General features: G+C 69.9%; 25 protein-coding genes and 3 tRNA genes. 6 read left to right on the top strand and 22 right to left on the bottom strand.

Annotation, left to right across the window (positions count from 1 at the left end; all coding sequences use genetic code 11):
• Positions 1-333 precede the first annotated feature (333 nt).
• Positions 334-2,997, bottom strand: coding sequence for a valine--tRNA ligase (locus tag OG823_RS23310; protein ID WP_371481553.1), 2,664 nt, complete (start codon positions 2,995-2,997; stop codon positions 334-336).
• Positions 2,998-3,191: 194 nt separating this feature from the next.
• On the opposite strand from OG823_RS23310, the gene OG823_RS23305 reads away from it, so the two are divergent.
• On the top strand, positions 3,192-4,157 hold the full coding sequence (locus tag OG823_RS23305) for a hypothetical protein (RefSeq protein WP_371481552.1): 966 nt from the start codon (positions 3,192-3,194) through the stop codon (positions 4,155-4,157).
• 47 nt (positions 4,158-4,204) lie between these two features.
• On the top strand, positions 4,205-4,945 hold the full coding sequence (locus tag OG823_RS23300) for a DUF3824 domain-containing protein (RefSeq protein ID WP_371481551.1): 741 nt from the start codon (positions 4,205-4,207) through the stop codon (positions 4,943-4,945).
• Positions 4,946-5,037: 92 nt separating this feature from the next.
• Here the strand turns inward: OG823_RS23300 and clpX are convergent, their stop codons facing one another.
• The 6 genes from clpX to OG823_RS23270 all read right to left on the bottom strand — a co-directional run bounded on the left by clpX (position 5,038) and on the right by OG823_RS23270 (position 11,799).
• Positions 5,038-6,327: an ATP-dependent Clp protease ATP-binding subunit ClpX gene (gene clpX / locus OG823_RS23295; protein WP_371481550.1), complete on the bottom strand. Its 1,290-nt coding sequence runs from the start codon at positions 6,325-6,327 to the stop codon at positions 5,038-5,040.
• A gap of 307 nt (positions 6,328-6,634) precedes the next feature.
• Positions 6,635-7,327, bottom strand: a complete 693-nt coding sequence (locus OG823_RS23290) for an ATP-dependent Clp protease proteolytic subunit (RefSeq protein WP_371481549.1) — start codon at positions 7,325-7,327, stop codon at positions 6,635-6,637.
• A gap of 58 nt (positions 7,328-7,385) precedes the next feature.
• A complete protein-coding gene (locus OG823_RS23285; RefSeq protein ID WP_371484626.1) occupies positions 7,386-8,003 on the bottom strand; it encodes an ATP-dependent Clp protease proteolytic subunit in 618 nt (205 codons plus the stop codon).
• A gap of 328 nt (positions 8,004-8,331) precedes the next feature.
• Complete coding sequence (tig, locus tag OG823_RS23280) at positions 8,332-9,729, bottom strand: trigger factor (RefSeq protein WP_371481548.1); 1,398 nt, start codon at positions 9,727-9,729, stop codon at positions 8,332-8,334.
• A gap of 249 nt (positions 9,730-9,978) precedes the next feature.
• On the bottom strand, positions 9,979-11,469 hold the full coding sequence (locus OG823_RS23275) for an MDR family MFS transporter (protein ID WP_371481547.1): 1,491 nt from the start codon (positions 11,467-11,469) through the stop codon (positions 9,979-9,981).
• 256 nt (positions 11,470-11,725) lie between these two features.
• Positions 11,726-11,799, bottom strand: a tRNA-Pro gene (locus tag OG823_RS23270).
• Positions 11,800-11,964: 165 nt separating this feature from the next.
• Between OG823_RS23270 and OG823_RS23265 the strand changes: the two genes are divergently transcribed.
• Positions 11,965-12,038: transfer RNA gene (locus tag OG823_RS23265), tRNA-Gly, on the top strand.
• 63 nt (positions 12,039-12,101) lie between these two features.
• On the opposite strand, the gene OG823_RS23260 is transcribed toward OG823_RS23265, so the two are convergent.
• The 13 genes from OG823_RS23260 to OG823_RS23200 all read right to left on the bottom strand — a co-directional run bounded on the left by OG823_RS23260 (position 12,102) and on the right by OG823_RS23200 (position 20,683).
• Positions 12,102-13,256: a tyrosine-type recombinase/integrase gene (locus OG823_RS23260; protein ID WP_371481546.1), complete on the bottom strand. Its 1,155-nt coding sequence runs from the start codon at positions 13,254-13,256 to the stop codon at positions 12,102-12,104.
• Positions 13,256-13,465: a helix-turn-helix domain-containing protein gene (locus OG823_RS23255; RefSeq protein WP_371481545.1), complete on the bottom strand. Its 210-nt coding sequence runs from the start codon at positions 13,463-13,465 to the stop codon at positions 13,256-13,258. The genes OG823_RS23260 and OG823_RS23255 overlap by 1 nt, the downstream gene beginning before the upstream one ends.
• Positions 13,458-14,741: a replication initiator gene (locus OG823_RS23250; RefSeq protein ID WP_371484625.1), complete on the bottom strand. Its 1,284-nt coding sequence runs from the start codon at positions 14,739-14,741 to the stop codon at positions 13,458-13,460. The genes OG823_RS23255 and OG823_RS23250 overlap by 8 nt, the downstream gene beginning before the upstream one ends.
• Before the next feature lie 304 nt (positions 14,742-15,045).
• Positions 15,046-15,231, bottom strand: a complete 186-nt coding sequence (locus tag OG823_RS23245; protein ID WP_371481544.1) for a hypothetical protein — start codon at positions 15,229-15,231, stop codon at positions 15,046-15,048.
• A gap of 97 nt (positions 15,232-15,328) precedes the next feature.
• Positions 15,329-15,883 carry a GGDEF domain-containing protein gene (locus tag OG823_RS23240; RefSeq protein ID WP_371481543.1) on the bottom strand — a complete coding sequence of 185 codons (555 nt, stop codon included), beginning with the start codon at positions 15,881-15,883 and terminating at the stop codon, positions 15,329-15,331.
• 140 nt (positions 15,884-16,023) lie between these two features.
• Positions 16,024-16,560, bottom strand: a complete 537-nt coding sequence (locus OG823_RS23235) for a hypothetical protein (protein WP_371481542.1) — start codon at positions 16,558-16,560, stop codon at positions 16,024-16,026.
• A 14-nt stretch (positions 16,561-16,574) separates the two neighbouring features.
• Positions 16,575-16,763, bottom strand: coding sequence for a hypothetical protein (locus OG823_RS23230; RefSeq protein WP_371481541.1), 189 nt, complete (start codon positions 16,761-16,763; stop codon positions 16,575-16,577).
• A gap of 15 nt (positions 16,764-16,778) precedes the next feature.
• Complete coding sequence (locus OG823_RS23225; protein ID WP_371481540.1) at positions 16,779-16,970, bottom strand: mobile element transfer protein; 192 nt, start codon at positions 16,968-16,970, stop codon at positions 16,779-16,781.
• Positions 16,971-16,984: 14 nt separating this feature from the next.
• Complete coding sequence (locus OG823_RS23220) at positions 16,985-17,692, bottom strand: DUF2637 domain-containing protein (protein ID WP_371481539.1); 708 nt, start codon at positions 17,690-17,692, stop codon at positions 16,985-16,987.
• Between the two features lie 79 nt (positions 17,693-17,771).
• Positions 17,772-17,957, bottom strand: coding sequence for a hypothetical protein (locus OG823_RS23215; RefSeq protein ID WP_371481538.1), 186 nt, complete (start codon positions 17,955-17,957; stop codon positions 17,772-17,774).
• Between the two features lie 84 nt (positions 17,958-18,041).
• Positions 18,042-19,421 (bottom strand): FtsK/SpoIIIE domain-containing protein, encoded by a 1,380-nt coding sequence (locus OG823_RS23210; RefSeq protein WP_371481537.1) that lies wholly within the window; start codon positions 19,419-19,421, stop codon positions 18,042-18,044.
• 5 nt (positions 19,422-19,426) lie between these two features.
• Complete coding sequence (locus OG823_RS23205) at positions 19,427-19,768, bottom strand: hypothetical protein (protein ID WP_371481536.1); 342 nt, start codon at positions 19,766-19,768, stop codon at positions 19,427-19,429.
• 138 nt (positions 19,769-19,906) lie between these two features.
• Complete coding sequence (locus OG823_RS23200) at positions 19,907-20,683, bottom strand: GntR family transcriptional regulator (RefSeq protein ID WP_371481535.1); 777 nt, start codon at positions 20,681-20,683, stop codon at positions 19,907-19,909.
• Between the two features lie 18 nt (positions 20,684-20,701).
• Here OG823_RS23200 and OG823_RS23195 point away from each other — a divergent pair, with 18 nt between their 5' ends.
• Positions 20,702-21,181 carry an NUDIX hydrolase gene (locus OG823_RS23195; RefSeq protein WP_371484623.1) on the top strand — a complete coding sequence of 160 codons (480 nt, stop codon included), beginning with the start codon at positions 20,702-20,704 and terminating at the stop codon, positions 21,179-21,181.
• Between the two features lie 567 nt (positions 21,182-21,748).
• On the opposite strand, the gene OG823_RS23190 is transcribed toward OG823_RS23195, so the two are convergent.
• Together OG823_RS23190 and OG823_RS23185 are read right to left on the bottom strand one after the other, a co-directional pair.
• Positions 21,749-22,150 carry a hypothetical protein gene (locus tag OG823_RS23190; RefSeq protein WP_371481534.1) on the bottom strand — a complete coding sequence of 134 codons (402 nt, stop codon included), beginning with the start codon at positions 22,148-22,150 and terminating at the stop codon, positions 21,749-21,751.
• Between the two features lie 175 nt (positions 22,151-22,325).
• Positions 22,326-23,285, bottom strand: a complete 960-nt coding sequence (locus OG823_RS23185; RefSeq protein ID WP_371481533.1) for a hypothetical protein — start codon at positions 23,283-23,285, stop codon at positions 22,326-22,328.
• A gap of 393 nt (positions 23,286-23,678) precedes the next feature.
• Between OG823_RS23185 and OG823_RS23180 the strand changes: the two genes are divergently transcribed.
• Together OG823_RS23180 and OG823_RS23175 are read left to right on the top strand one after the other, a co-directional pair.
• Positions 23,679-23,740: transfer RNA gene (locus tag OG823_RS23180), tRNA-OTHER, on the top strand.
• Between the two features lie 290 nt (positions 23,741-24,030).
• Positions 24,031-24,528: a hypothetical protein gene (locus OG823_RS23175; protein WP_371481532.1), complete on the top strand. Its 498-nt coding sequence runs from the start codon at positions 24,031-24,033 to the stop codon at positions 24,526-24,528.
• Positions 24,529-24,539: the final 11 nt, after the last annotated feature.

The following is a 24,539-nucleotide window of genomic DNA, read 5'->3' as shown; positions in this document are numbered from 1 at the left end:
GGAAGTCGGCCGAGCGGTCGTGACCGGGCACGGATATCGGTCGTACCGGAAGAACGGTCCGGCACCGGCACAGCAGCGCCCTGATCACTGCCGAACGGGGTGTCCGGGTAATACGAATGGACCGTTCGGGTCTTTCCGGCGTGGCTCCCCGACGGTGCGGTGCGCCGATTTCCCATCCACCGCCCGAGGGCGCCGCGCACCGCCGAGGACATCGGGCGCGCATTTCGCCGCGCGGCCGATGTCCTCGGGCGCGCATGACGCCGCGCAGAGAAGGAAAAGCCCGGGGGCCGCACCCCGTCCTACGGGTGCGGCCCCCGGGTGATCACCTGTCGGTCAGGCCTGCGGCAGCGCCGCCAGCTGGGCCGTGATCCGGAGGATGTCGGCCCCGGCGGCCTCCTGGCGGGCCCGGATCTTGGCGACCACGTCGTCCGGCGCCTTGGCGAGGAAGCCCTCGTTGCCGAGCTTGGCGGTGGTCTGGGCCTTCTCCTTCTCCGCGGCCGCGAGGTCCTTGGCGAGGCGCTTGCGCTCCGCCGCGACGTCGATGGTGCCGGAGAGGTCCAGGGCCACGACCGCACCGGCGACCGGGAGCGAGGCGGTGGCCGTGAAGCCCTCCTCGGGAGCGGTCAGACGCAGCAGCGAACGGATCGCGTCCTCGTGCGCGGTCAGCACGGTGCCGGCCAGGTCGAGCGTGGCGGGCACCCGCTGGGCCGGCTGCAGGCCCTGGTCGGAGCGGAACCGGCGGACCTCGGTGACCACCTGCTGGAGGGTGGCGACCTCGGCCTCGGCGGCGGCGTCCCGGCGGGCCGGGTCGGCGACCGGCCAGTCGGTGACGACCAGCGACTCGGCGCCGGTCAGCGTGGTCCACAGGGTGTCCGTGACGAACGGCACGATCGGGTGGAGCAGGCGCAGCGTGACGTCCAGGACCTCGCCGAGCACCCGGCGCGAGGCGTCGGCCTGCGGGCCGCCCTTGGCCAGGGTGGTCTTGGAGAGCTCGACGTACCAGTCGAAGACCTCGTCCCAGGCGAAGTGGAAGAGGCAGTCGGCCAGCTTGGCGAACTGGTAGTCGTCGTAGAGCCCGTCGACCTCGGCCACGGTGGCGTTCAGGCGGGACAGGATCCAGCGGTCGACGGCCGTCAGCTCCTCGGGAGCCGGCAGCGGGCCCTCGACGGTGGCGCCGTTCATCAGCGCGAAGCGGGTGGCGTTCCAGATCTTGTTGCAGAAGTTGCGGGAACCCTTGACCCAGTCCTCGCCGATCGGCACGTCGGCGCCCGGGTTGGCACCGCGGGCCAGCGTGAAGCGGACGGCGTCGGCGCCGTAGGCGTCCATCCAGTCCAGCGGGTCCACGGCGGTGCCGGAGGACTTGGACATCTTCTTGCCGAACTCGTCGCGGACCAGACCGGTCAGCGCGACGGTCTTGAACGGCGCCTGTCCGTCCATCGCGTAGAGGCCGAACATCATCATCCGGGCGACCCAGAAGAAGATGATGTCGTGGCCGGTGAGCAGGACGTCGGTGGCGTAGAACTTCTCCAGGTCCAGGGTCTTCTCGGGCCAGCCCAGGGTGGAGAAGGGCCACAGGCCGGCGGAGAACCAGGTGTCCAGGACGTCCGGGTCCTGGTGCCAGCCTTCGCCGGTGGGCGGCTCGTCGTCCGGACCGACGCAGACGACCTGGCCCTCGGGGCCGTACCAGACCGGGATCCGGTGGCCCCACCAGAGCTGGCGCGAGATGCACCAGTCGTGCATGTTGTCGACCCAGTCGAAGTACCGGCCCTCCAGCGACTTCGGGTGGATCTTCACCCGGCCGTCGCGGACGGCGTCGCCCGCCTCCTGCGCCAGCGGGTCGACCTTGACCCACCACTGCAGCGACAGGCGCGGCTCGACGATGGTGTGGCAGCGCGAGCAGTGGCCCACCGCGTGCATGTAGGGACGCTTCTCGGCGACGATCCGCCCCTGCTCGCGCAGCGCGCCGACGACGGCCGAGCGGGCCTCCAGCCGGTCCAGGCCGAGGAAGGGACCGTGCACGGTGATCACACCGTGCTCGTCCATCACCGTCAGGTTGGGCAGGCCGTGGCGCTGGCCGATGGCGAAGTCGTTCGGGTCGTGTGCCGGGGTCACCTTGACGGCGCCGGTGCCGAACTCCGGGTCGACGTGGGTGTCGGCGACGACCGGGATCTCACGGTCCGTCAGCGGCAGCTTGATCGTCCGGCCGATCAGGTGCGCGTAGCGCTCGTCCTCCGGGTGGACGGCGATCGCGGTGTCACCGAGCAGCGTCTCGGCGCGGGTGGTGGCGACGACGATCGAGTCCGCGCCCTCGCCGTAGCGGATCGAGACCAGCTCGCCGGGGCTGTCCTCGTGGTCGACCTCGATGTCGGAGAGCGCGGTGAGGCAGCGCGGGCACCAGTTGATGATGCGTTCGGCGCGGTAGATCAGGCCGTCGTCGAAGAGCTTCTTGAAGACGGTCTGGACGGCCTGCGAGAGGCCCTCGTCCATGGTGAACCGCTCACGCGACCAGTCCACGCCGTCGCCGAGCCGGCGCATCTGGCCGAGGATCCGGCCGCCGTAGTTCTCCTTCCACTCCCACACCTTCTCGACGAAGGCCTCGCGGCCCACGTCGTGGCGGGACAGCCCGGCCTCGGCGAGCTGCTGCTCGACCTTGTTCTGGGTCGCGATGCCGGCGTGGTCCATGCCCGGCAGCCAGAGCGTCTCGAAGCCCTGCATGCGCTTGCGGCGGGTCAGCGCGTCCATCAGCGTGTGCTGGAAGGCGTGCCCCAGGTGCAGGGCGCCGGTGACGTTCGGCGGCGGGATGACGATCGTGTACGCGGGCTTGTCGCTCTTCGCGTCGGCCGTGAAGTAGCCCCGCTCCACCCAGTGCTCGTACAGCGCGCCCTCTACCTCCGCCGGGGCGTAGGTCGTCGGGATGCCACCGCTGAGCGCGGTGGTGGCGGCTGCTTCGTCCCCGGGCGTGTTGCTCTCGGGGCGCTGGTTCGTCGTGTCGGTCACGACACACAGTTTACGTAAAGGCGGAGGCAGCTTCCGACCCGTTTGTTGCCGGGCGCCCCGGGGACCGCCCCACGGCTGCCCCGATGCCGTGCGGTAGCGTGCCCCGGACTCCGCACGGGCACCCGTGCGGACACGGACGACTTCACACAACTTCACACATCGAGAGGCCGCGGCCGCGGCGGGGGAGCTCCACCATGTACGGGCAGGGTCAGCAGTATCCGCAGGGTCAGCCGCAGCAGCCGTACGGGCAGCCGCCCCACCAGGGTCATCCGCCCCAGCAGGCGCCGGCGCCGCAGTACGGAGCACCGCAGCCCCCGTACGGCTACCCGCCCCAGCAGCAGGCGCCGGTACCGCAGTACGGAGCACCGCAGCCCCCGTACGGCGGGCCGCCCCAGCAGCCGTACGGCGCGCCGCAGGCTCCCTACGGCGCGCCCGGCTATCCGCCGCCGGCTCCCCCGGCCAAGGGCAGGGCCGGTCTGGTGATCGGCCTGGTCGTCGTCGCGCTGGTGCTCGGCGGCGGCGCGTTCGGCGTCTACCAGGCCGGCCGGCACCCGAGCACCGCCTCGGGCGGGTCGACCGGTGGATCGGCCGGCGGGTCGAGCTCCGCGGCGACCGCGGGCTCGGGCGGCTCCGGCGGCGGCGCCGCTGCGGCGGGCGGTTCGTTCAGGATCTCCGCCCCGGACTCCGTGCCCGACGGCTACGCGAAGAAGACCGCGACCGAGCAGGCCCAGGATCCGGCGAAGGCCAAGGAGGCGGCGAAGTACGGGACGGACATCCGGGTGGTGGTCGCGAGCTACGCGAAGAGCTCCGACCCCTTGGACACCTTCGGCCTGGCCGGCTTCTACGGCAGGCTCAAGGATCCGGAGGCACTGATCGACGAGCAGAACGCCGCCGCCGCCGGGGGCACCTGGAGCAGCCCGCCGACCGACTTCCCGGCGCAGGACCGCAGGAACCCGTCCGCCAAGCTCTCCTGCGGCGTCTTCCTGTCCACCATCACCAAGTCGAAGAGCCCCGTCTGCACCTGGGCGGACAACTCCACCTTCGCCCGGGTCAACTTCCTGAAGGTGTCCCTGACCGGTGACGCGGCGACGGTGATGACGCCCGAGCAGGCTGCCGCCCGGACCAGGGCGATCCGCGACGCGATGGTCGTACCCAAGTAACCGTCCCGAGCCCGACGTCGGCTCCACGACGCAGGAAGAGAGCACCCGTGTACGACAACAACCCGTCCGGCCCGCCGCCCGCCCAGCCCCACGGCGCCCCGCCGCCCTACGGGGCGGTGCCTCCGCAGACTCCCCCGGGCCACCCCGGCGAGGGGTATCCCGCGTACGGCTACGCCGGCTACCCGCCGGTGGCGCCCAGGAAGTCCCGCCGGACGCTCTGGATCCTGCTCGGCTGCCTCGGCGGCGTGGTGCTGCTGATCATCGGGCTGCTCGTGTACTTCGTCGTCGACGTGACGTCCAAGGCCGGCACCCACAAGATCGTCCTGCCCGCCGAGTTCAAGGGCATGAGCCGGGACGACAGCAGCGACAGCGCCCAGCAGCTGCGGGACAGCATCACCAAGGATCTCGGCGGCGGCGACGGCTCCTGGACGCCGACCGGCGTCGGCGCCCTCTACCAGGGCGACGACACCCACCGCATGGTGGTGGTCGGCGGCTACGGGAAGGTGCTGCAGCCGCAGAACGAGCTGGACGCGTTCTTCAAGGGCATCGCGTCGAACGACAGCGCGTCGATCACCGACCGGCACAGCGTGGACGCGGGCACGCTCGGCGGCCGGATGGACTGCGCCACGGTCTCCAACGGCACCAACGACTTCGGTGTCTGCGCCTGGGCCGACAGCAGCAGCGTCATCGGCGTGATGGAGGGCGACAGCGGAGGTGACGCCCCGGATCTCGACGCGGTCGCCGGCGACGCGCGCGAGCTGCGCGCCGTGGCCGAGGTCCCGAAGTAGGGCTCGCCCACGACGACGACCGAAGGGGCCCCGCACACCGGACGGTGTGCGGGGCCCCTTCGGTCCTGGGTACCGGTCGTCGGTACCGTCGGTCAGGCGCTCTTGTCGCGTCGCTCGCGCTTGATCATGTCGCGCGGGACGAGGGTCGGGATGGCGTGCTTGGAGACGACGTCCCCGGTGACCACCACGCGGGCCACGTCCTGGCGCGAGGGCACCTCGTACATCACGGACATCAGCACCTCCTCCATGATGGCCCGCAGGCCACGGGCCCCGGTGCCGCGCAGGATCGCCTGGTCGGCGATCGCCTCCAGCGCGTCGCGGGAGAACTCCAGCTCCACGCCGTCCAGTTCGAAGAGCTTGCGGTACTGCTTGACCAGCGCGTTCTTCGGCTCGGTGAGGATCTGCAGCAGCGCCTCGCGGTCCAGGTTGTGCACGCTGGTGATGACCGGCAGACGGCCGATGAACTCGGGGATCATCCCGAACTTCACCAGGTCCTCCGGCATCACCTGGCGGAAGTGGTCGCTGGAGTCGCTCTCCCGCTTGGAGCGGATGTTGGCGCCGAAGCCGATGCCCTTGGCACCCGCCCGGCCCTCGACGATCCGCTCCAGGCCCGCGAAGGCACCGCCCACGATGAACAGCACGTTCGTGGTGTCGATCTGGATGAACTCCTGGTGCGGGTGCTTGCGGCCGCCCTGCGGGGGCACCGAGGCCGTGGTGCCCTCCAGGATCTTCAGCAGCGCCTGCTGGACGCCCTCACCGGAGACATCGCGGGTGATCGACGGGTTCTCGCTCTTGCGGGCGACCTTGTCGATCTCGTCGATGTAGATGATCCCGGTCTCGGCCTTCTTGACGTCGTAGTCGGCCGCCTGGATCAGCTTGAGCAGGATGTTCTCGACGTCCTCACCCACGTACCCGGCCTCGGTCAGCGCCGTGGCGTCCGCGATCGCGAACGGCACGTTGAGCATCCGGGCCAGGGTCTGCGCGAGCAGCGTCTTGCCGGAGCCGGTGGGGCCCAGCAGCAGGATGTTGGACTTCGCCAGCTCGATGGCGTCCTCGCGGCCGTTGCCGCCGCTGCGTCCGGCCTCACCGGCCTGGACGCGCTTGTAGTGGTTGTACACGGCCACCGACAGCGACTTCTTCGCCGTGTCCTGGCCGACCACGTACTGGTCGAGGAACTCGTAGATCTCGCGAGGCTTCGGGAGCTCCTCGAAACGCACCTCGGAGGTCTCGGCGAGCTCCTCCTCGATGATCTCGTTGCAGAGGTCGATGCATTCGTCGCAGATGTACACGCCCGGCCCGGCGATGAGCTTCTTCACCTGCTTCTGGGACTTGCCACAGAACGAGCACTTGAGCAGGTCGCCACCGTCTCCGATGCGTGCCACGAGGTGCTTCCCCTTCGCCAGGGGCCCCGCGGGGGTTCCGGGGCCTGGTGCTGTGGACCGGCAGCGCCGTCGGCGCTCGGTCTCGCTATCCGACGGTACTCTGCCGGGCCGGTGATTCCGCCGTCTTCGGCAGGTCTGCCCTACGCCCTGGGCGAATTGATACCGAACAGATGCCGTCCGGAAGGCGTGCGACCCGCTGAACGGCGTCCGGTCGGGTCCGCGGCCGCCCGGGGCCGCGGCCACCGGAGCGGGACGCACGGTGCTCCCGTCACTCGGGAGTGCGCCCCGCCCCGGACCGCCGGCGACCTCAGTCGGTCAGCGAGGTCTTGCGGGTGGAGATGATCTGGTCGATCAGCCCGTACTCCAGGGCCTCCTCGGCCGTGAGGATCTTGTCGCGCTCGATGTCGTCGCGGACCTGGTCCACCGGCTTCTTGGAGTGCTTGGAGAGCATCTGCTCCAGCTGCTCGCGCATCCGGAAGATCTCCTTGGCCTGGATCTCCAGGTCCGACACCTGACCGCGGCCGGTCTCGGTGTACGGCTGGTGGATCAGGATCCGGGCGTTCGGCAGCGCCATCCGCTTGCCGGGGGTGCCGGCCGCCAGCAGCACGGCCGCCGCCGAGGCCGCCTGGCCCATGCAGACGGTGGTGATGTCCGGCTTCACGTACTGCATGGTGTCGTAGATCGCGGTGAGCGCCGTGAAGGAGCCGCCGGGCGAGTTGATGTACATCTGGATCTCGCGGTCCGGGTCCATCGACTCCAGGCACAGCAGCTGCGCCATGATGTCGTTCGCGGAGACGTCGTCCACCTGCGAGCCGAGGAAGATGATGCGCTCCTCGAACAGCTTGGCGTACGGGTCGTACTCACGAACGCCCTGCGAGGTGCGCTCGACGAAACGCGGGACGATGTAACGGCCCTCCGCCCGCGGGGCGGTGGACTCGTGGCGGGCGCCGTAGTACTCGCCGCGCGGCGTGTTGGCGCCGAAGGAAGTGTTGCTGGCCATGGGAGTTCGTCCTCCGAATGCGTGCGTGCCGACGTGTGTGGGGTGCGGAAGAGGGCGCTCAGGCGCCGGTGCCGCCGCCGCCGGGGACATCCGCGGCACTGTGCATGATCGAGTCGATGAGGCCGTACTCCTTGGCCTCCTCCGGGGTGAACCAGCGGTCACGGTCGGAGTCCGCGGTGATCCGCTCGAAGGACTGGCCGCTGTGCTCCGCGATCAGCTCGGACATCCGCTTCTTCGTGCGCAGCAGCTGCTCGGCCTGGATCCGGATGTCGGTGGCGGAGCCGCCGAGGCCCGCCGAGGGCTGGTGCATCAGGATGTTGGCGTTCGGGAGCGAGAAGCGCTTGCCCTTGGCGCCGGCCGTCAGCAGGAACTGGCCCATCGAGGCGGCCATGCCCATCGCGATGGTGACCACGTCGTTCTTGATGTACTGCATGGTGTCGTAGATCGCCATGCCGGCCGTGATCGAGCCACCGGGGGAGTTGATGTAGAGGTAGATGTCCTTGTCCGGGTCAGCGGCCAGAAGCAGCAGCTGCGCGGTGATCTTGTTGGCGATGTCGTCGTCGACCTGCTGGCCGAGGAAGATGATCCGCTCGTTCAGCAGCCGGTTGTAGACCTGGTCGCCCAGGCCGCCGAGCACGTCACCAGCGGCGGCGTGCGGCGCCATCAGGCCAGGCATCTGCATCTGCGGGAACGTCACTTAGCCACCTGCTCAGTCGATGTGGACGGTCGCTCCACGGCCGTCACTTTGTCGCACAGCTTCGGGTCTCACTGCGCCCTACCCGCGAAGCGAAGTCGCAGTGTCGCTGTCCAAGGACCCTAACGCGCAGGCCGGGCCGCAGAATCCCCCACGCAGAACTGTTCGCTGTGAGCGCAGGGTCGGTACGTCCGCGCAGGGCCCCGCAGCGGCCCCGGGACGGACCGCACGGGGGCCGCACGGCACAGGGCCCGGACACCGCTCGCGCGGTGTCCGGGCCCTGTGCCGACACGGGGTGCTACCGGGGCACTCAGGCCTCGGTGGTCTCCTCGGCAGCGGCCTCGACGGCCTCGGCGGCCGGGGCGCTCTCGCCCGACTCGTCCTCGTCGTCGTCGAAGTTGATCTCGTTGCCCTCGGTGTCGACGACCTTGGCGGCCTCGACGACCAGCGCCAGTGCCTTGCCACGGGCGACCTCGCCGACCAGCAGCGGCACCTGGCCACCCTGGACGACCTGCTGCGCGAACTGGTCCGGGGTCAGGCCCGAACCGGCGGCACGGCGGATGAGGTGCTCGGTGAGCTCCTCCTGGTTGACGCCCAGCTCCTCGTTGCCGACGATCTGGTCCAGCACGAACTGGGTCTTGATGCCCTTCTTGGCCTGCTCCTCGGTCTCCGCCAGGAAGTCCTCGAGGGTCTTGTCCTGGGTGGCGAGGTAGGTCGTCAGGTCCAGGCCCATCGGCTCCAGCTGGTGGTGCTCCAGGTTGTGGCGACGGGTCTCGATCTCGTCCTTGAGGAGCTTCTCCGGGTAGTCCATCTCGACCTGCGAGAGCAGCTCGTCGAGGACCTTCTCCTGGGCCTGGGTGGCCTGGTCGAACTCCTTCATGCGCTCGAGGCGCTTGCGGGAGTCGGCACGGAGCTCGTCCAGCGTGTCGAACTCGCTGGCCAGCTGGGCGAACTCGTCGTCCAGCTCCGGCAGCTCCTTCTCCTGGACGGCGGTCACGGTGACGGTGACCTCGGAGGTCTTGCCCGCCTGGGTGCCGCCCTTGAGCTCGGTGCTGAAGGTCGCGGTGCCACCGGCCACCAGGCCGACGACGGCGTCGTCGATGCCGTCGATGAGCCGGCCGGAGCCGATCTCGTAGCTGACACCGGACGCGAGGCCGTCGTCCGGCACCTCGCCGTCGACCTTGGCCTCGAGGTCGACGACCACGATGTCGCCGGCGGCCGCGGCGCGCTCGACGTCCTTGACCGAGGAGAAGCGCTCGCGCAGCTGCTCCAGGGACTTGTCGACGTCCTCGTCGGAAACGACGATCGGGTCGACGGTCACCGAGATCTGGGTGAAGTCCGGCAGGGTGACCTCGGGGCGGATGTCGACCTCGGCGGTGAACTTGAGGTCACCACCGTCGGCGATCTTCTCGACACCCTCGATGTCGGTGATGTCGGGCTGGCCGAGGACCTCGATCTTGCCTTCGTCGACCGCCTGCGTGTAGAAGCGCGGCAGGGCGTCGTTGACTGCCTCTTCCAGCACCGCGGCGCGGCCGAAACGCTGGTCGATGACACGGTTCGGGATCTTGCCCTTGCGGAAGCCCGGGACCGAGACCTGCTGGTTGATCTTCTTGTACGCCGCGTCGAGGCTGGGCTTGAGCTCCTCGAAGGGCACCTCGACGGTGAGTCGAACCCGGGTCGGGTTCAGAGTCTCGACGGCGCTCTTCACGGTTGGGTCTCCTAGTGGGCTTGCGGTCAGGTTGTCTCCGCCGTTCCCGGCGGCCGGCTTGGGCCGGTCAGGTCGGGCGAGACGGGCGATGGGCGGTTGGAGCTGCATCTCCCGTAGGGGGTGGACGGTGAGAGTGACTCCTCGCCCTCGGGCGGTTGACCTGCGTGTACACCACAGGCACCACCGCCAGCGGCCCATCCTACCGGTACCACGAAAGGCGGACGCCAGGGCTGCGTCGTGAAAGACCTCTCAGAGCCGCTCGGCGAGCTCCCCGACACCCTCCGCGACGGGCTCCACGGCAGGTCGGGGAACCGCTCGCATGGTAGCCACCGCATCGGAATCCCGGACGGACAGCGCGACGGCGGCCGCCACCAGGGCCAGTCCCGCGGCCACCAGGAACGCCGCCCGATACGCGTCCAGGTTCGCCACGGGCGTACCCGCCGCGTCCACGGTCACCGTGCCGACGGCCGTCAGCACGGTGCCGAGCACCGCCACACCGAGGGCGGAGCCCAGCTGCCGCTGGGCGTTGTACAGGGTGGAGGCCGCCCCGGTCGCGCGCGGGGGGACGGTGGCGAAGGCGGCGGTCTGGGAGGGCATGAAGACGTGCGACATCGCGAAGCCCGTGACGAAGAGCAGCGCCCGCACCGCCCACAGATTGCTGTCGGGGGTGATGGTCGCCATCAGCGCCAGGCAGAGCGCCACCACGGTGGCACCGACGGCGAGGATCCGCCGCGGGCCGACCCTCGGGTAGAGCCGGCCGGCCAGCTGCGAGGCGATCATCACACCGATGGCCTCCGGGAAGACCATCAGACCGCTGTGCAGCGCGTCCATGCCCAGGGCGTCCTGCATCAGCAGGGGGAAGAGGTAGAGCATGCCCAGGAAGGCCGCCCCCGAGAAGAGCGAGAGCAGGTTCGTCGCCCGGAAGAGCCGGTCCCGGAAGAGCCGCAGGTCGAGCATCGGCTCCGGCCGGCGCAGCTCCACCACCACCAGGGCCGCCAGGGCCAGCAGCCCGCCCACCCCGCAGGCCAGGATCCGCGCGCTGCCCCAGCCCTGGCCGGCGCCCTCGGCGAGCGCGTACATCGCCAGACCGAAGCCCGCCGCGGACAGCAGGAAGCCGGGGGCGTCGAAGCGTCCGGCCCGCTCCACCCGGTAGTCCGGGAGGAAGAGCAGGCCGAAGACCAGCGCCGCGACACCGACCGGCACGTTGACGATGAACACCCAGTGCCAGGACCACCCGTCCACCAGCCAGCCGCCGAGCACCGGGCCGAGCGCGGGCGCCACCGCCGTGGGGAGCATCAGCACCCGGGTGGCGCGCATCCGCTCCTCCTGCGGGAAGGCCCGGAAGAGCATGGTCATCCCGACCGGGGTGAGCATGCCACCGGCGGCCCCCTGGAGGATCCGGTAGACCGTCAGCTGCGCCATCGAGTCGGCGGCACCGCAGAGCAGTGAGGTGACGGTGAAGAAGGCGAGGGCCGCCAGGAACACCCGCCGGGTACCGAACCTGTCGCCCAGCCAGCCGGAGAGCGGGACGAACACGGCGAGGCTGACCAGGTAGCCGACGTTCACCACGCCGACACCGGCCGGGTCCACCCCGAACTGCCGCCCGATCGAGGGCAGCGCCACGTTGACGATCGTGGTGTCCATGATCGACATGAACAGCGAGGCCACGAACACCGCACCGACCGCGATCTTCGGGTCGATCCCCCGACGGGGCGGCGCGGAACGGTCAGGGGCGGACATGCGGCACTCCAGGGGTTGGTGAAAACTCAACATTCTACCCCGCCCGGACGGCACCCCCGGCGACCGCCGAACCGCCGGGCCGCCGGGCCGCCGGGCCGCCGACCATCACGTCAGCGCGACGCCGGCACGCGTCCTCGCGCGGGCCCGCGCGTGCACCGCGCCGCACCGGCCGCTCCGCAGCCGCGCGCCGGCACCCGCCACCTGGGCCCGGGAACGCCAACAGGGCCCCGCCGGATGACGAGACCCTGCCGCACTGTCGGGGTGACCGGATTCGAACCGACGGCCTTCCGCTCCCAAAGCGGACGCGCTACCAAACTGCGCCACACCCCGTGGTGCCGAGAGGAAGCGTACACGCCGGGCCCCCACGGCTCGCCGACATATCCGGGGCCCGCCGCGACGAAAGGAGTGTGCACGCAGGCGACCGGACCAGGTACTGTGGTCCCGTCCTCGCGACCGGCAACGGTGGCGGGTGCCGTGCTCCACGAGGGCACGTGTGCGGGCGTAGCTCAATGGTAGAGCCCTAGTCTTCCAAACTAGTCACGCGAGTTCGATTCTCGTCGCCCGCTCCACTGACAGAGGCCCAGGTCAGGGATTCACTCCCTGAAGTGGGCCTCTGTCGTTCCCACGGTCTTTCAGCCCGGCGTGCCCGTGCCGTGCCCGTTCGGATCGATCTTCTTCCGGCTCGCCTTCGGCCGGGCCTTCTTGACGAGGTCACTGACGGCCTTGGCGATCGAACGTTCCCGCTCGGCGGTGGCGTGCTGGTAGATCAGCGCGGCGCGGGCGGTGCTGTGACCCATCCTGGCCATCAGCTCACGCGTACTCGCCCCGGTCGAGGCGGCGAGGGTGTTCCCGGTGTGGCGCAGGTCGTGGAACCGCAGCCCGGTCACGCCGGCGGCGGCGCAGGCCCGGTGCCAGACCCGGTTGAAGTGGTTCCGGCGCGGCGTGGCGCCCTTGGCCCCCAGGAACACCCGGCCGTCACTGGCCGGCTCGACGAACAGCTTCAGGTGCCGCTTGACCTCCGCGAGGATCACCTCCGGAATGGCCACGGTGCGGACCCCGGCCGCCGTCTTCGGTAGCTTGGCGACCCGCTCACCGTTCCTCAGCTCCGCCATCGACTGGCGCACTCTCACGGTGCCGAGTCCGGTGTCGATGTCCCGGCGGCGGAGCCCGATCAGCTCGCCCCAGCGCAGTCCGCAGAAGGCGGCGACCAGGACCAGGGCGCGGTACCGCTCATCGATCTGCGCGGCGATGGCGTACACCTCGGCCACGGTCGCGGTCGGGCGCTCCGGGGTCTCCTCCTTGCTGCCGCCCTTGATCTGGCAAGGGTTACGGCGGATCAGCCGGTCCGCCACCGCCGTGTTCAGGATCGCCCGCAGCAGGGCGTAGGACTTGGCGACGGTCGAGACCCCGGTGCCAGCGGCGAGGCGGGCGGCGCGCCAGGCCCGGACGGCGGCCGAGGAGATGTCGGCGACGGCGGTCCGCTCGAACGTCGGGGCGAGGTGGAGCCGGAGCAGCGTCTCGTACAGCTGCACGGTCCCGGCGCTCAGGCCCCGCTCGATGATCCAGGCCTTGGCGAAGACGCCGAAGGTGACCCGCCCGGCCTCCGGGTCGGACCAGTCCCCCGCCCTCAGCTCCGTCTGCATGGCAGCCAGCCAGTCATCCGCCAGCTTCTTGGTCGCGAAGGTCTCCGGCGCCGGGCGGTCGATGCCGTCCGGGCCGGGGTACCGAGCCTGCCAGCGACCGGAGGGCAGCTTGCGGACCCGGCCGAACGTGCGCTTGCCGGCCATCAGGCAGCCACCCCCAGCCGGGCACGGCGCTGCGTCGGCGACACGGTGTTCGCGGCGATGAAGGCCGCCAGGACCGAGGCCCGGATGCGGACGTGCCGCCCGACCTTGACGTACTCGATCCGGCGTTCCTCGATCAGCCGACGCGGGAACCGGGGCGTGGTGCCGAGGATCACGGCGACCTGGTCGACGTCGAGCAGGTGGTCAGGCATGGGTGGGCTCTCCTTCCGTTCCGGGTGCGGGTTGCAGTGCGGCGGTGAGCCAGGACTCGCCGGGGGTGAGGCCGGTGCCGGCGAAGGCCCAGTGGGCGAGGACGAGAGTCGTCTCCTCTTCGGTGTCCGGGTTGTCGGGGCCGTGGAGGTGTTCGAGGGCCTGGGCGCGGCGCCAGGCCGCGCGGGCGTGGCGGAGTGCGCCGAGGGTGGTGGAGTACTTGCGGGTCTTGGTGGAGAAGTGGCCGCGGAAGCCGAGCATGTGAGCCCAGGCGCGAAGGCGGAGGTCTTCGAGGCCGGGGTCGGCGCCGAGGTCCCAGCAGGTGCGGATGAGCCGACGGGCATGCTCGGGGATGTCGAGGTGGCCGATCTCGGCGAGGAAGCGGACGGGGCGGTCGAGTGCGCCGGTGGCGGTCTCGGCCCCCTTGGTCGCGTACTTGGCGATGTAGGCGGCGACGGCCCGCTCGGTGATCTGGACGGGGCCGGTGAAGTCGGCGCTTCGGATGGTGCGAATATCGAGCTGGTTTCCGAAGGCGAGGCGGTGCTCCCGTCCGTTGACGAGGGGGCCGGGGATCTCGGTGCGGCGGGCGGCGGCGCGGATCGCGTCGGTGAGAAGTTCGGCGGACGCCCAGGAGGGCGGGGGTTGATGGCCGCCGTCGTGGCCGTCGAGGCGGATGACGGCGTGGAAGTGGATCGCGCCGCGTTTCTGGTACTCGGCGACCTTGCCGAAGGAGATCCGGGCGAAGTCCTTGAAGTCCCGTTGGGTGAGGCCGGCTCGCTTGGCGACTTCCCGCCGCAGGTGGATGGAGAAGCGGGCCCAGATCTTTCCGGCGTGGGCGTTCCAGAGAACCGCGGCTTCGTAGTCGTAGGTGTCGGGGTTGAGGGGCGATCCGAGGGCCGGGTCGTCTGTCGGGTGGGTGGTGCCGCAGCGGCAGCGGCCGGTGGCGGGGCGGTTGTGGACGGGGCCGAAGCTGGGGGCGGTGAAGGTGGCGAAGACGCGGGGGTGGGTGGCGACGGTCTCCGGGGTGCCCTTGCCGCCGGTGAGTCCGGCGGTGATCAGGTGGTAGGTGTCGCGGCGGTAGGTCTCGGCGCAGGACGGGCAGCGGGTGACGCGCCGGTTGCCGCAGCGGATCAGGAGGTTGCCGGCGGGCAGGTCGGCGGACTCCAGGTGGTGCAGGACCTGACCGGTGCTCTCGTTGATCTCGGTGCGCCAGCCGTCGAGGCGGATGGGGGTGGTGCAGCCAGCGAGGCCGGAGAGCTGCCGCATCAGGGCGGGCATGGTGCCGAGGGATGCCAGGCCGAGGAGATCGGCGACCGGGGGCGGAGTGGTGGTGGTCAAGGGGTGGTTCACCTCCTGTGCGAGGAGTTGGGCCCCGGAACCGTCGTTCGGTGGGTTCCGGGGCCCGAGGTGGTCAGGACCGGTGGGTGGGCTTGGGGTGCTGGTCGATCCACTGCTCGGCGCACACCTTGTGGACGGGCTTGCCACGGTCGGAGCGAAGGTTGGTGGGCTTCTCGCAGACGCCGCAGGGTTCCGGTTTCGAAGACCAGTGGCGGGAGTCGCGCCAGTCGAGGAGGGCCACCGGTCAGGCCGTCCGGGCGGTGGCCAGCCGGCGGGCGGTGACACCGGCGCCGTGGCAGGCGAGGCAGACAACGGGGATGGTGTGGCGGGTGCCGTCGCTCAGGCGGATGCCGGTGGCGATGGCCACGGTGGCGAAGCCGGAGCAGTCCGGGCAGATCCGGGTCTGGGCGTGGGTGTGCTGGGGCATCATGAAGGTCTCCTTCGTGGGCTTCGGTTCGGGGAGGGGTTGCGGTCTCCGGGGCGGCGGGATGCTTGGCGGTGTCGAGCCGCCCCGGGGACCGGTCTTGCTAGCGGCGGCGGGAGGTCCGGCCGTCGGGCTTGTGGGAGTACATGTCCCGGTCTGCGGCGGCGAGCGCGTCCGTGAGCGAGGGCACCGGCAGGTCGGCCAGGTGGCAGACGCCGATGGAGGCGCCGACGGGGATCTGCCGGCCAACCAGCGACATCTGCGTTGTAAGAGCAGCGCTCAGCCGTTCCAGGCGTTCGGCGGTGGCGTCCAGGACGACGACGGCGAACTCGTCCCCGCCGAGGCGGGCGGCGAGGCCGTGGGGTCCGCACCAGGCGGAGAGCCGGTTCGCGGTGGCCGTGAGAACGACGTCGCCGGCGGCGTGGCCGTGGGTGTCGTTGACGGCCTTGAAGTCGTCCAGGTCGATGAGCAGGACCGTCGTGCGGTCGGGCTGGGAGCGGACCAGGTGTTCGGCTCGGGCGGTGAAGCCGTCGCGGGTGTGCAGGCCGGTGAGCGGGTCGCGGCGGGCGGTGGCGAGCCGGCGGTAGAGCCAGGTGCTGTGGCTGGTCCAGCCGACCAGGGGCACGCCGGCGGCGGCGAGGATCGGGGCGAGGTCCATGGTGCGAGTCCTTCCGGTGCGGGTCCGGGCGCCCGGGTGAGTGACGGGTTCAAGTCCCGTCAATCACTTCCGGTGCGAAGCGGGTTGCGGGCCCGGGGGCGGCGGGATGCTTGGCGGTGTCGGGCCGCCCCGGGGACCGGTCAGAGACCGAGGGAGAGCGCGCGGGCCGAGGCCCGGTCGAGCAGTTGGTGGATGTCCGCCTGGCGGGTGGTGGGGCGGTCGTTGTAGTCGTCCGGGGAGGTGACCGGGCGTCCGGTGGCGTGCAGGATCTCCATGACCTGGACGCGGGCGGTGGTGACGGTGGCGGGGGTGCCGTAGCCGTGGGCGAGGACGGCGGCCTGTGCGCCGAGGAGGCAGACGCGGCCGGCGGTGTCCCACAGGGCGCCCTGCACCCAGCCGTGGGCGGCGATGTAGCGGGAGGCGAGCCGCAGGTGATCAGCGGCGGTCACCGGGACCGGACGGGCCGGGCGGCGGGCGATCCGATCCAGCACGCCCAGCCGCGGGACGGGGTGGCCGGCGTTCCAGGGCTGGACGGTGGAGCCGAGCGGGCAGACGTACGGGACGGCGCGGCGGGCCGGGGCGGGGAGGGAGGCGAGGTAGGCCTCAATCTCGGCGATGAGACCGGAGGCGTCCGGGGTGAGGCGGAGCGGAGGGAGCGTCAGGAGGTTGCTGGTCATGGCGGTTGCTCCGTTCACTTCGTGGTGACGGCGTTGACGCCGGTGCGGGTGGTCTCCTCGATGACGGGGGCGAGGAAGGTGCCGGCGAGGTAGAAGCCGAAGAGGGCGATGAGGGCGGCGACCCAGAGGCGGATGCCGAGGAGCTTGACGGCGGTCCAGGTGGCGGCGCCGAGGACGACGACCAGGGGCAGGGTGACGTTCACGGGGTAGGTCTCCTGTCAGCGGACGGTGCAGCGGTGGGTGCGGGCGGCGATCTCGGCGGCGGGGCGGGAGTCGTAGTCGGCGGAGAAGCCGCAGCGCGGGGCGGTGCAGACGGCGGTGTGCTTCTCGCGGCCCCGGCCGTCGTAGTAGCTGGCGACCTGGACGGGGCCGATGCGCAGGCTGTTGCGGGGGCGGATCGGACGCGGCATGTGGGTTCCTCCGGTCAGGTGAGTTGGGCGGCGATGGCGTCGGCGAAGTGCGCGGGGACGCCGAGCCGGGCGCGCAGGGTGTCCGGGTCGATGGGGGTGCCGGTGCGGGCGTGGTGGTCGTCGGCGACCTTGCGGGCGTGGTCGATCAGCGCGGCGGGCACCGCCACCACCGGGACCGGAACGGGTGTCGGGGCGGGCGGGAGAGCCGGGACGGGTTCGGGTGCTTCGACGGCGGGCGGGTCGGGCTCGGCCACCGGGGCGGTTGTCGGGGCGAGGGGCGGTGCGGGTTCGTAGAGCGGGAGGTCCGGTTCGGGGGCGGTGTCGGGTTCGGCGGGGCGGACGGTGGTGGTCGCGGTGGTGGTGTGGGCGAGGAGGGTGCCGCCGAAGAAGGCGAGGGCGGGCCAGCCGGCGACGAGGATCCGCAGCCACGGCGGGACGTGCCCGAGGTCGAGGAGTCCGGCGGTGGCGACGTTCGCGCCCAGGGAGGCGGCCAGGGCGATGGCGAACCAGGTCCAGGCGGCCGGGGCCGGGATGCCGGCGGCGCGCAGGGTCCGCATGCGGTGCCAGGCGGCGACGAGCAGCAGGTCGACGGAGACGGGATAGGCCCAGGCCTTCCAGCCGTTCTGTCCGGCAGCGGAGGCGAGGTCGTGGAGGTGGGCGAAGGACAGGGCGCCGGCGATGGCGGCTTGCACGAGCACGGCGTCCGGGCGGAACAGGCGCATCGGAGGGGTCCTCCTTCCAGGGGAGTTGGGGCCGGGCCCGGGCGGGCCAAGGGGGCGGGCGTCCGCCCGGTTCCGGCGGTCAGGGGAGCTGTTCGGCGGCGGTGCCGGAGCCGAGGCAGGTCGGGCACAGGACCTCGACCTCACCGGCGGGGCGGGACTTCTTGCCCCGGCCGACGGTGTGGGTCTCCTTGACCCAGCCCTCACCGGCACAGCCGGCGCACTTCGGCGGGGCGGTCTTGGTCCGGGTGGTCCTCTTGGTGGGCACGGGGTGGGTTCCTTCCGGCGTCGGGCATGGCGGGGGTAGGGACGTGGCGCGGAGGCGGTCGCGCCGGCCGGGGTGCGGGGTGGGTCAGCCGGTGACGGGGCGGGGCTTGACCAGGGAGGGGCCGCCGGCCGGGGCGGGCACGGTCGCGAAGGCGGGCCGGAAGGCGGCGAGGGCGGGCAGGTCGGGTGTCAGGTGCGCGGTCTCGCGGCAGACGCGGGCGGCGTCGGCGAGGGACAGGTCGGGGGTGCGGATGCGGGACCAGCCGCCGGAGGAGTCGCCGGCCACCGCCACGCCGGGCATCTCGGGGGCGATCTGCGTCGCGGCGAAGACCGCCTCCGGGGAGATGTCGCCGAGCCCCATCTCAGCGGTCGGCCGGTCGTTGACCCGGTGGACGACGCGGCCGGTGAGCTGAGCGCGGAGCATCGTCGCTCCCCTGCCCAGCTCGGAGCCGAAGCGCTGGCCGCAGACCTCCAGGAACACCCCAGCGGCGCGGCCCAGTTGGGCGAGGCGGATCAACTGGGTGACCATGTGGTCCCGCCGGTCCTCGTCCTTGCGGGTCGCGACGAGGAACAGCTCCGCGACCTCGTCCACGATCAGGACCAGCGGCACCGGCCGAAGCTCCGCCGGCAGCCCCCACACGTCGGAGGTGATCTCCTCGTCCGCCACCGCACCGGGAACACCCTGGTGGTCACGGATCAGGTCGTAGCGGGCCTCCATTTCCTCAACGAGCTTGTCCAGCAGGTCACTTGCCTGCTGCGGGTCGGTGGCCAGCGCCGACAGGCGCGGGGCGAACGGCGCCTGTTCGACACCGAGCTTGCAGTCGATGCCGACCAGCGCGACCCTGCGCCGGGCGAGGCCGGTGATCAGGTTGCGCATGTACACGGACTTGCCGGTCAGCGTCGCGCCCAGGGTCAGGCAGTGCGGGATGGCCTGGTAGTCCCGGACGAAGGCCGTACCGTCGTCCCGCAGCGCGACCGGCACCAGCAGGTCACCGGCCGGCAGGCGGCGCGGCATCCGTACCTTGCGGAGCACGTCGAAACCGGTCATCCGCAGCTCCACCACACCGGGCTTCACGATGGTGACGTGGACGGCGTGCACGCCCCAGGCGTGGCGAAGACGCTCCGCCGAGGCCGCCACGTCCGCCGGTTCCTGACCGGGCGCCAGCCGCAGGCGGACCCGGAGGCCCGTCGAGGTCGGACGGACCCGGCGGATCCTCGGCGGGACCGGGCGGATCTCGCGGCGGGTGGTCGCCCGGGTGACCAGCACCCGCAACCGGGACGGCGCCACCGTGAGCCCGCAGGCGTCCATGGTGCTGCCGTACGTCGCGGAGAACCGGACCGCAGTGGCCGGCAGGCCGATCGCCGACCAGTACACCGCCGGGGCCTTCACCCGGGCGTACGCGGCGCCACCGGCGACGGCCGCCAGCGGACCGCCCACCTCGGCCAGAGTCAGCAGCTCGGACATCGCGCTCAGCCCCGGGCCGGAGCGAGGGAGGTGATCGCCATCGCGCGGAACGAGATCCCGTGCCGCTTCTGGCCGTTGAACTCGTTCTCCCAGTCACGGGCCTTGAGCGCGGTCACCGCGACCGGCATTCCGACCGCCAGACCCTCCGAGATGCCGGTCTCCGGCACCGTGACGGTGTAGAGGTTCGCCTCACCGTCGTCCGCGACCGTCAGGCCCACGGTCAGCAGCTTCGCGCCGGTCTCCCGGTCGATGGCGATCTCGCCCGTCTGCTTGTTCACCAACTTCGGCGCCGGCGGGACGACCACGAACACGAACGCGGTCGAAGTATCGATCTTGAAGGTAGCCATCGTGCAACTCCTCTAAAGGAGGTGGCCTCATGCACTCATGTACATGAGCTGATGGATAGAAGAGTGCCCGACTCCTGTACATGAGTCAACCCGCCGCGAGAAGGAATCTTGCGGCGGGTTGCGAGAGTTGAGCGGCCGTCAGTCGCGCGCGGCGAACCGGTAGTCCAGAACGAACTGGTCAGCGGCCATGACGGTGTCGCAGACCTCCACGACGACGCCGGCGGCGGTCGTGGCGTTCCTGATCAGGTGGATCACCGGTGCACCAGGGCTCAGCGCGAGCGCGCCCGTCTCAGCCTTCGTGGCCAGCCGCGCCCGCACCGTCTCGGTGAACTCCGAGAGCACATGCCCCTGCTCCTCCAGGCGGGCATAGATCCCCCCTCCACCCGGGTTCTCGGCGAACATCTCCGGGATGTCCTTCACCACGTCCCACGGCAGGTAGGACGTCGCTTCTTCGGTGGGCGTCCCGTCCCGGAAGTACCGGCGCTTGCGTGCCAGCACCTTGGCCCCGGCGGGGACGTCGAGCCGTTCCGCGATGTCCGCCGGCGCATCCACCGGGCCGACGAAGAGGACGTTCACGGACGGGACGCCGCCCGACTGCTCCGCCTCAGCCAGGTATGCAGCCTTGCCCGCCAGCCGGTGGGCCCGCCGGAAACGGTCGGACGACTTGCGCTGCACCGGAGGCCGGGATCGCACGAACGAGCCACGCCCGTGGTGGGTCTCGATCAGCTGGGTCGTCCGCAGCTCGGCCACGGCCTTCCGCACCGTGCCGGAAGCGACGCCGTACCGCTCCATCAGCTCGGCTTCACTGGGTACTGCGTCACCAGGAGCCAGGACACCTGAGCGGATCTGCGCCGCTAGGTCATCTGCGATCTGGAGGTACTTCGGCTTGGCCGTCGAGGCCGGGTCGCTCGCCATAGTCCTGCATTGTCTCCTATCCTCCTGTACATGAGTAACAGCGCTCAGCAAGCCACGTCAACGCCCCTGCACTCCGTGTCCGTAGCCGGAGCTGTGGTGCGCGAAGACGGCCGGCTACTGGCGATCCGCCGAGCCGACAACGGCACCTGGGAGCCCCCGGGCGGAGTCCTTGAACTGACGGAGACCGTCGAGGACGGCGTGCGCCGCGAGGTGTTCGAGGAGACAGGCATCAAGGTCGCCGTGGAGCGGCTGACCGGTGTCTACAAGAACGTGAACCGGGGTGTCGTCGCCCTGGTCTTCCGATGCCACCCCGAAGGCGGGAGCGAACAGCTCTCCGCCGAGTCGACGGCCGTGGCCTGGCTGACGCCGGACGAGGTGGCCGCACAGATGGGCGAGGTCTACGCGGTGCGCCTGCTCGACGCCCTCCAGGCGGAGGCGGTACCGCACATCCGCACTCATGACGGTCGGAGCCTGATCGACCTGCCCCAGGCAAGCTGAGTCACCGGCTTCGCGCGCTCCAGTTACTGGTCACCCATGTCGAGATGGGGACGATGGACTGGAGGGGGATGCGTAAAAACCTTCTCTACGGGTTCAAGGCGCGGCGCCGAGCGCCGCGCGGCACTCGCCCGGCCGCTCGCCGTCGCTCCTGTCTACGCCCCGCTCCGGCGGCGGCCGGCGGTGCCGCGAGTAGCGGCAGAGAGAAGTGGGGCTCTGCCCCAAACCCCGGCCCTCCTCGGAGGGGGCGGCCGACATGCGCGAAGGTGCACCGTCGATGTGGTGATCGTGGTGGGTCGCGGGACGGCCCCCTCGTCGACCGGACCCCCAAGGGCGTACCCGGAACCCCCAGGGGCCGCCAAGGCCAAGCGCAAGCGTCACGATGTGAGCCTTGGCGGCCCCTGGAGAACCCGGGTAGCGGCGAAGCTGCCCGATCGACGAGGGAACCGTCCCGCTCAGGCTCGACTATGCCGGCGGCAGCCCTGACGCTGCACCACTTCGTGCCCAAGCTGGGATTTACGTCACCCAGAAACCATCAGAATTTTGGCAGGACTAAGCCTTACGAGAACCTCACTCCTGTCCCCCAGGTCCCACTGGGACCCTATTTACCACATGAACTTCTTCATAATTTCCGGCATTGGTTCCATCATAATCAGAAGCGTCAATAAGCAGCCTAAACAGCCAGATCAAACGAATTGTTCTGAGGGTCCCAAGCGCCAGCAGAAACTCTACAAACCAGCCCACTCCACCGATGGTTTCATCAGTGTCATACAACATGACCGCAAGGCAGCCAATTGCCACAGCCGACATTGAGGTCAAAATACTCACCCAGTTTCGGCGGAGGCTCGCGCCAAACCTAGCTCGCAAAAAAGTCATGCGGCGCCCAGAGCTAGAGGCGTACTGGCTAATGGCAGCCGTACCAAACCCTCCGATGATGGCTGCAACTGAAGCCACCGTTGCATAGATGCTCATACGCTGGTCAGCCGAATGTCCGGCAAGGACATGCTGCCTCAGCAATACGGCGTGCAGGACCACGACCACTAAGGCGAGGAGCCAATCACTAATCGGGCGTTCGCTCCAGGCGTTATGGGTGGATCTTGTGACCCTTGTCCAGCTAGCCATCGCTCCCCCTTCGACTCCTCTGAGCCTAGGGCACGGCACTGACAGCGTCGCGCAGCTCACGCTCACAGTCGTTGGCGACCTGCATGATGGCCCGCACAGCAGCCTCATGCCATGGAGCGCCACCTTCACTTCGACGCATGATCACGGATTTCTGCGAGGTGATGTGATCAGAGACAAAATTAATCTTCTCTTCGATCAGTTCGCCATCCGCATTAGGAAGCATCACATGTGCGATGGCTCGGTCAACTGCCTCATTCGATCCCACCAAGCTCGCATACTGAGAGATGAAAGCCTGCACATCTTCACGCAAGATTCTCTCTCCACGAGCGCGCGGAGTACCACGACCGAAGAATCCCTGCTTGGGAATCTTCATACTAAGCGTGATGAGTGCATCCGGGTTGTACTTGTGAATTCGGCGAGACATGTCACCAAGGCCGCCCACCTCAGCCGCAAGGACATCAGGACCCGGGCGCAATCTCATCTCAAAGAAATTAATTTCTTGCGCGCTCCTCAACTTCTCCATTGCACTTTTCCCTATCAGGGGAACTACCGCAATGTCTCGATTGAGTCCTGTATCCATACTGTTCAGCCATCGCTGGATTGCAATGGGGCGCGGCGCTGACATCGTGCCCTGAAGGACGCCAATCACATTACCAAATGGCAGAAAGCATACGACGGTCGTATCTACAATACTACGGTTCTCTTCGAGCTGGAGATGGTCAATATGACCGTGCTCCCAGTCCACCTGCTGAATATCTCCATCACGCAGACGCGCCAACCCGAGATGCTTCTTCCCTTCGGCAGAAACGGGCTCACCGAAATAGATGTCATTAGTATCTCGATAGAGGCGCTGCTGCGGAGGAATGCTGCCAAGATTAGAGAGAGCAGCCTGCCAGTCAACCTGAGACATGCGCGTGTCGCCAGCCTCTTTTGGTCGGATAATCTCATAGAAGGCAACAGTCTTCTTACGCTCCGAATTGGCCATAGGCCACCCCCTGGCAACGTGCGCTATGTCCTCATACTGCGCATTGATCAGCAGTATGGCCGCAGGCGTAAGACTTGGCTACCGAAAGTGTCCAACTCGTTCACAATCTGTTGCCCTTCGGGCCACATGACTGCCGGGTCACGGCTGAGCGGCACACGCCCGACGCTCTACAAGCAGTCGCATCGCGGGCCCAGGAGGGCGCCTCGGCGGGCGCGGCGACGATGGAAGGTCAAATGGGCCACACGGGCCACCGTCGGCCGCCCAGGGGCAACTCAGGGGCATTCAGGGGCCTTCGTGCCCGCCACGTGCCCGTTCCGCGAGGAGCCGGCGGGGAATCACGGGGAGCCAAGGCGAGCGCGCCGCTCCCCCGCAGGTCAGCGAATCGGCAGCTCGGCGGGCGTCCGGTGCCGTCGTCTTCCAAACTAGTCACGCGAGTTCGATTCTCGTCGCCCGCTCAGCTGACAACGGCCCAGGCCAGGGGAACATCACCTGACCTGGGCCGTTGTCGTTCCCGCGGCAGTCGTGTGCCTGCCCCTGCCAGTTCGGGGCGCTGGTCCCGCGCCTGGGCCCTCTCCGACGGGTCCGCGCGGAGGGGACGGGGCTGCGACCGCGGGTGCGGGAGCGCGGGGTGGCACCGTTTCGGTCGGGCGGGGCCCTCCCCCTGGGGTGGTCGACCGGCCACCGTCGTCGGACACCGGCCAACACGGCTCGGCCCCGCCGAGGCGCCCGGGGACGAGTACTACGTGTGGCGATCGCGCTCCGCTACGGTCTCTCCATGGACTGGGCCGCACCTCTCAGCACAGCGCTCGGCGCCGCGATCGGCGTCGGATCCACTCTTCTCGCAGAGCGCTCGCGATGGCGGCGGCAGACGACGGACACGGAGCGGGAGACTCTGCGTGCCCTGTATGCGGACTTCCTCACCGCGCTTTCCCAGGCCCTGGACCAGATATGGCAGGCGAGCAGGCGTCGCCGACTCGATCCCGCTGTGCTCGAGGGCGCCGCACAGTCGGCGCTCAACGACCACCAGGTCTACCCGAGGCGGTTCCAGTTGACCGTTTCGGCCCCGGAGTCGGTCGCGGTCCTGGCCAAGGACGCGGTCGACAGGCTGGTGGCCTACCGGGACCTGATTGTTGACGGCACTCCCCACGCCGACCCTCGATGCAGGGAGGCACGGCGGCTCTACTCCGATGCCAGGGACCAGCTCATAGCGGCGATGAGAGCGACTCTGCCGCACGCGGGCTGACGGCCCGGCGC

This window comes from Kitasatospora sp. NBC_00315 (genome assembly GCF_041435095.1).
In the GTDB taxonomy this organism is placed as follows: Bacteria; Actinomycetota; Actinomycetes; order Streptomycetales; family Streptomycetaceae; genus Kitasatospora.
Note: the sequence above shows the minus strand (reverse complement) of the source record. Positions and strands in the feature narration are given on the sequence as shown.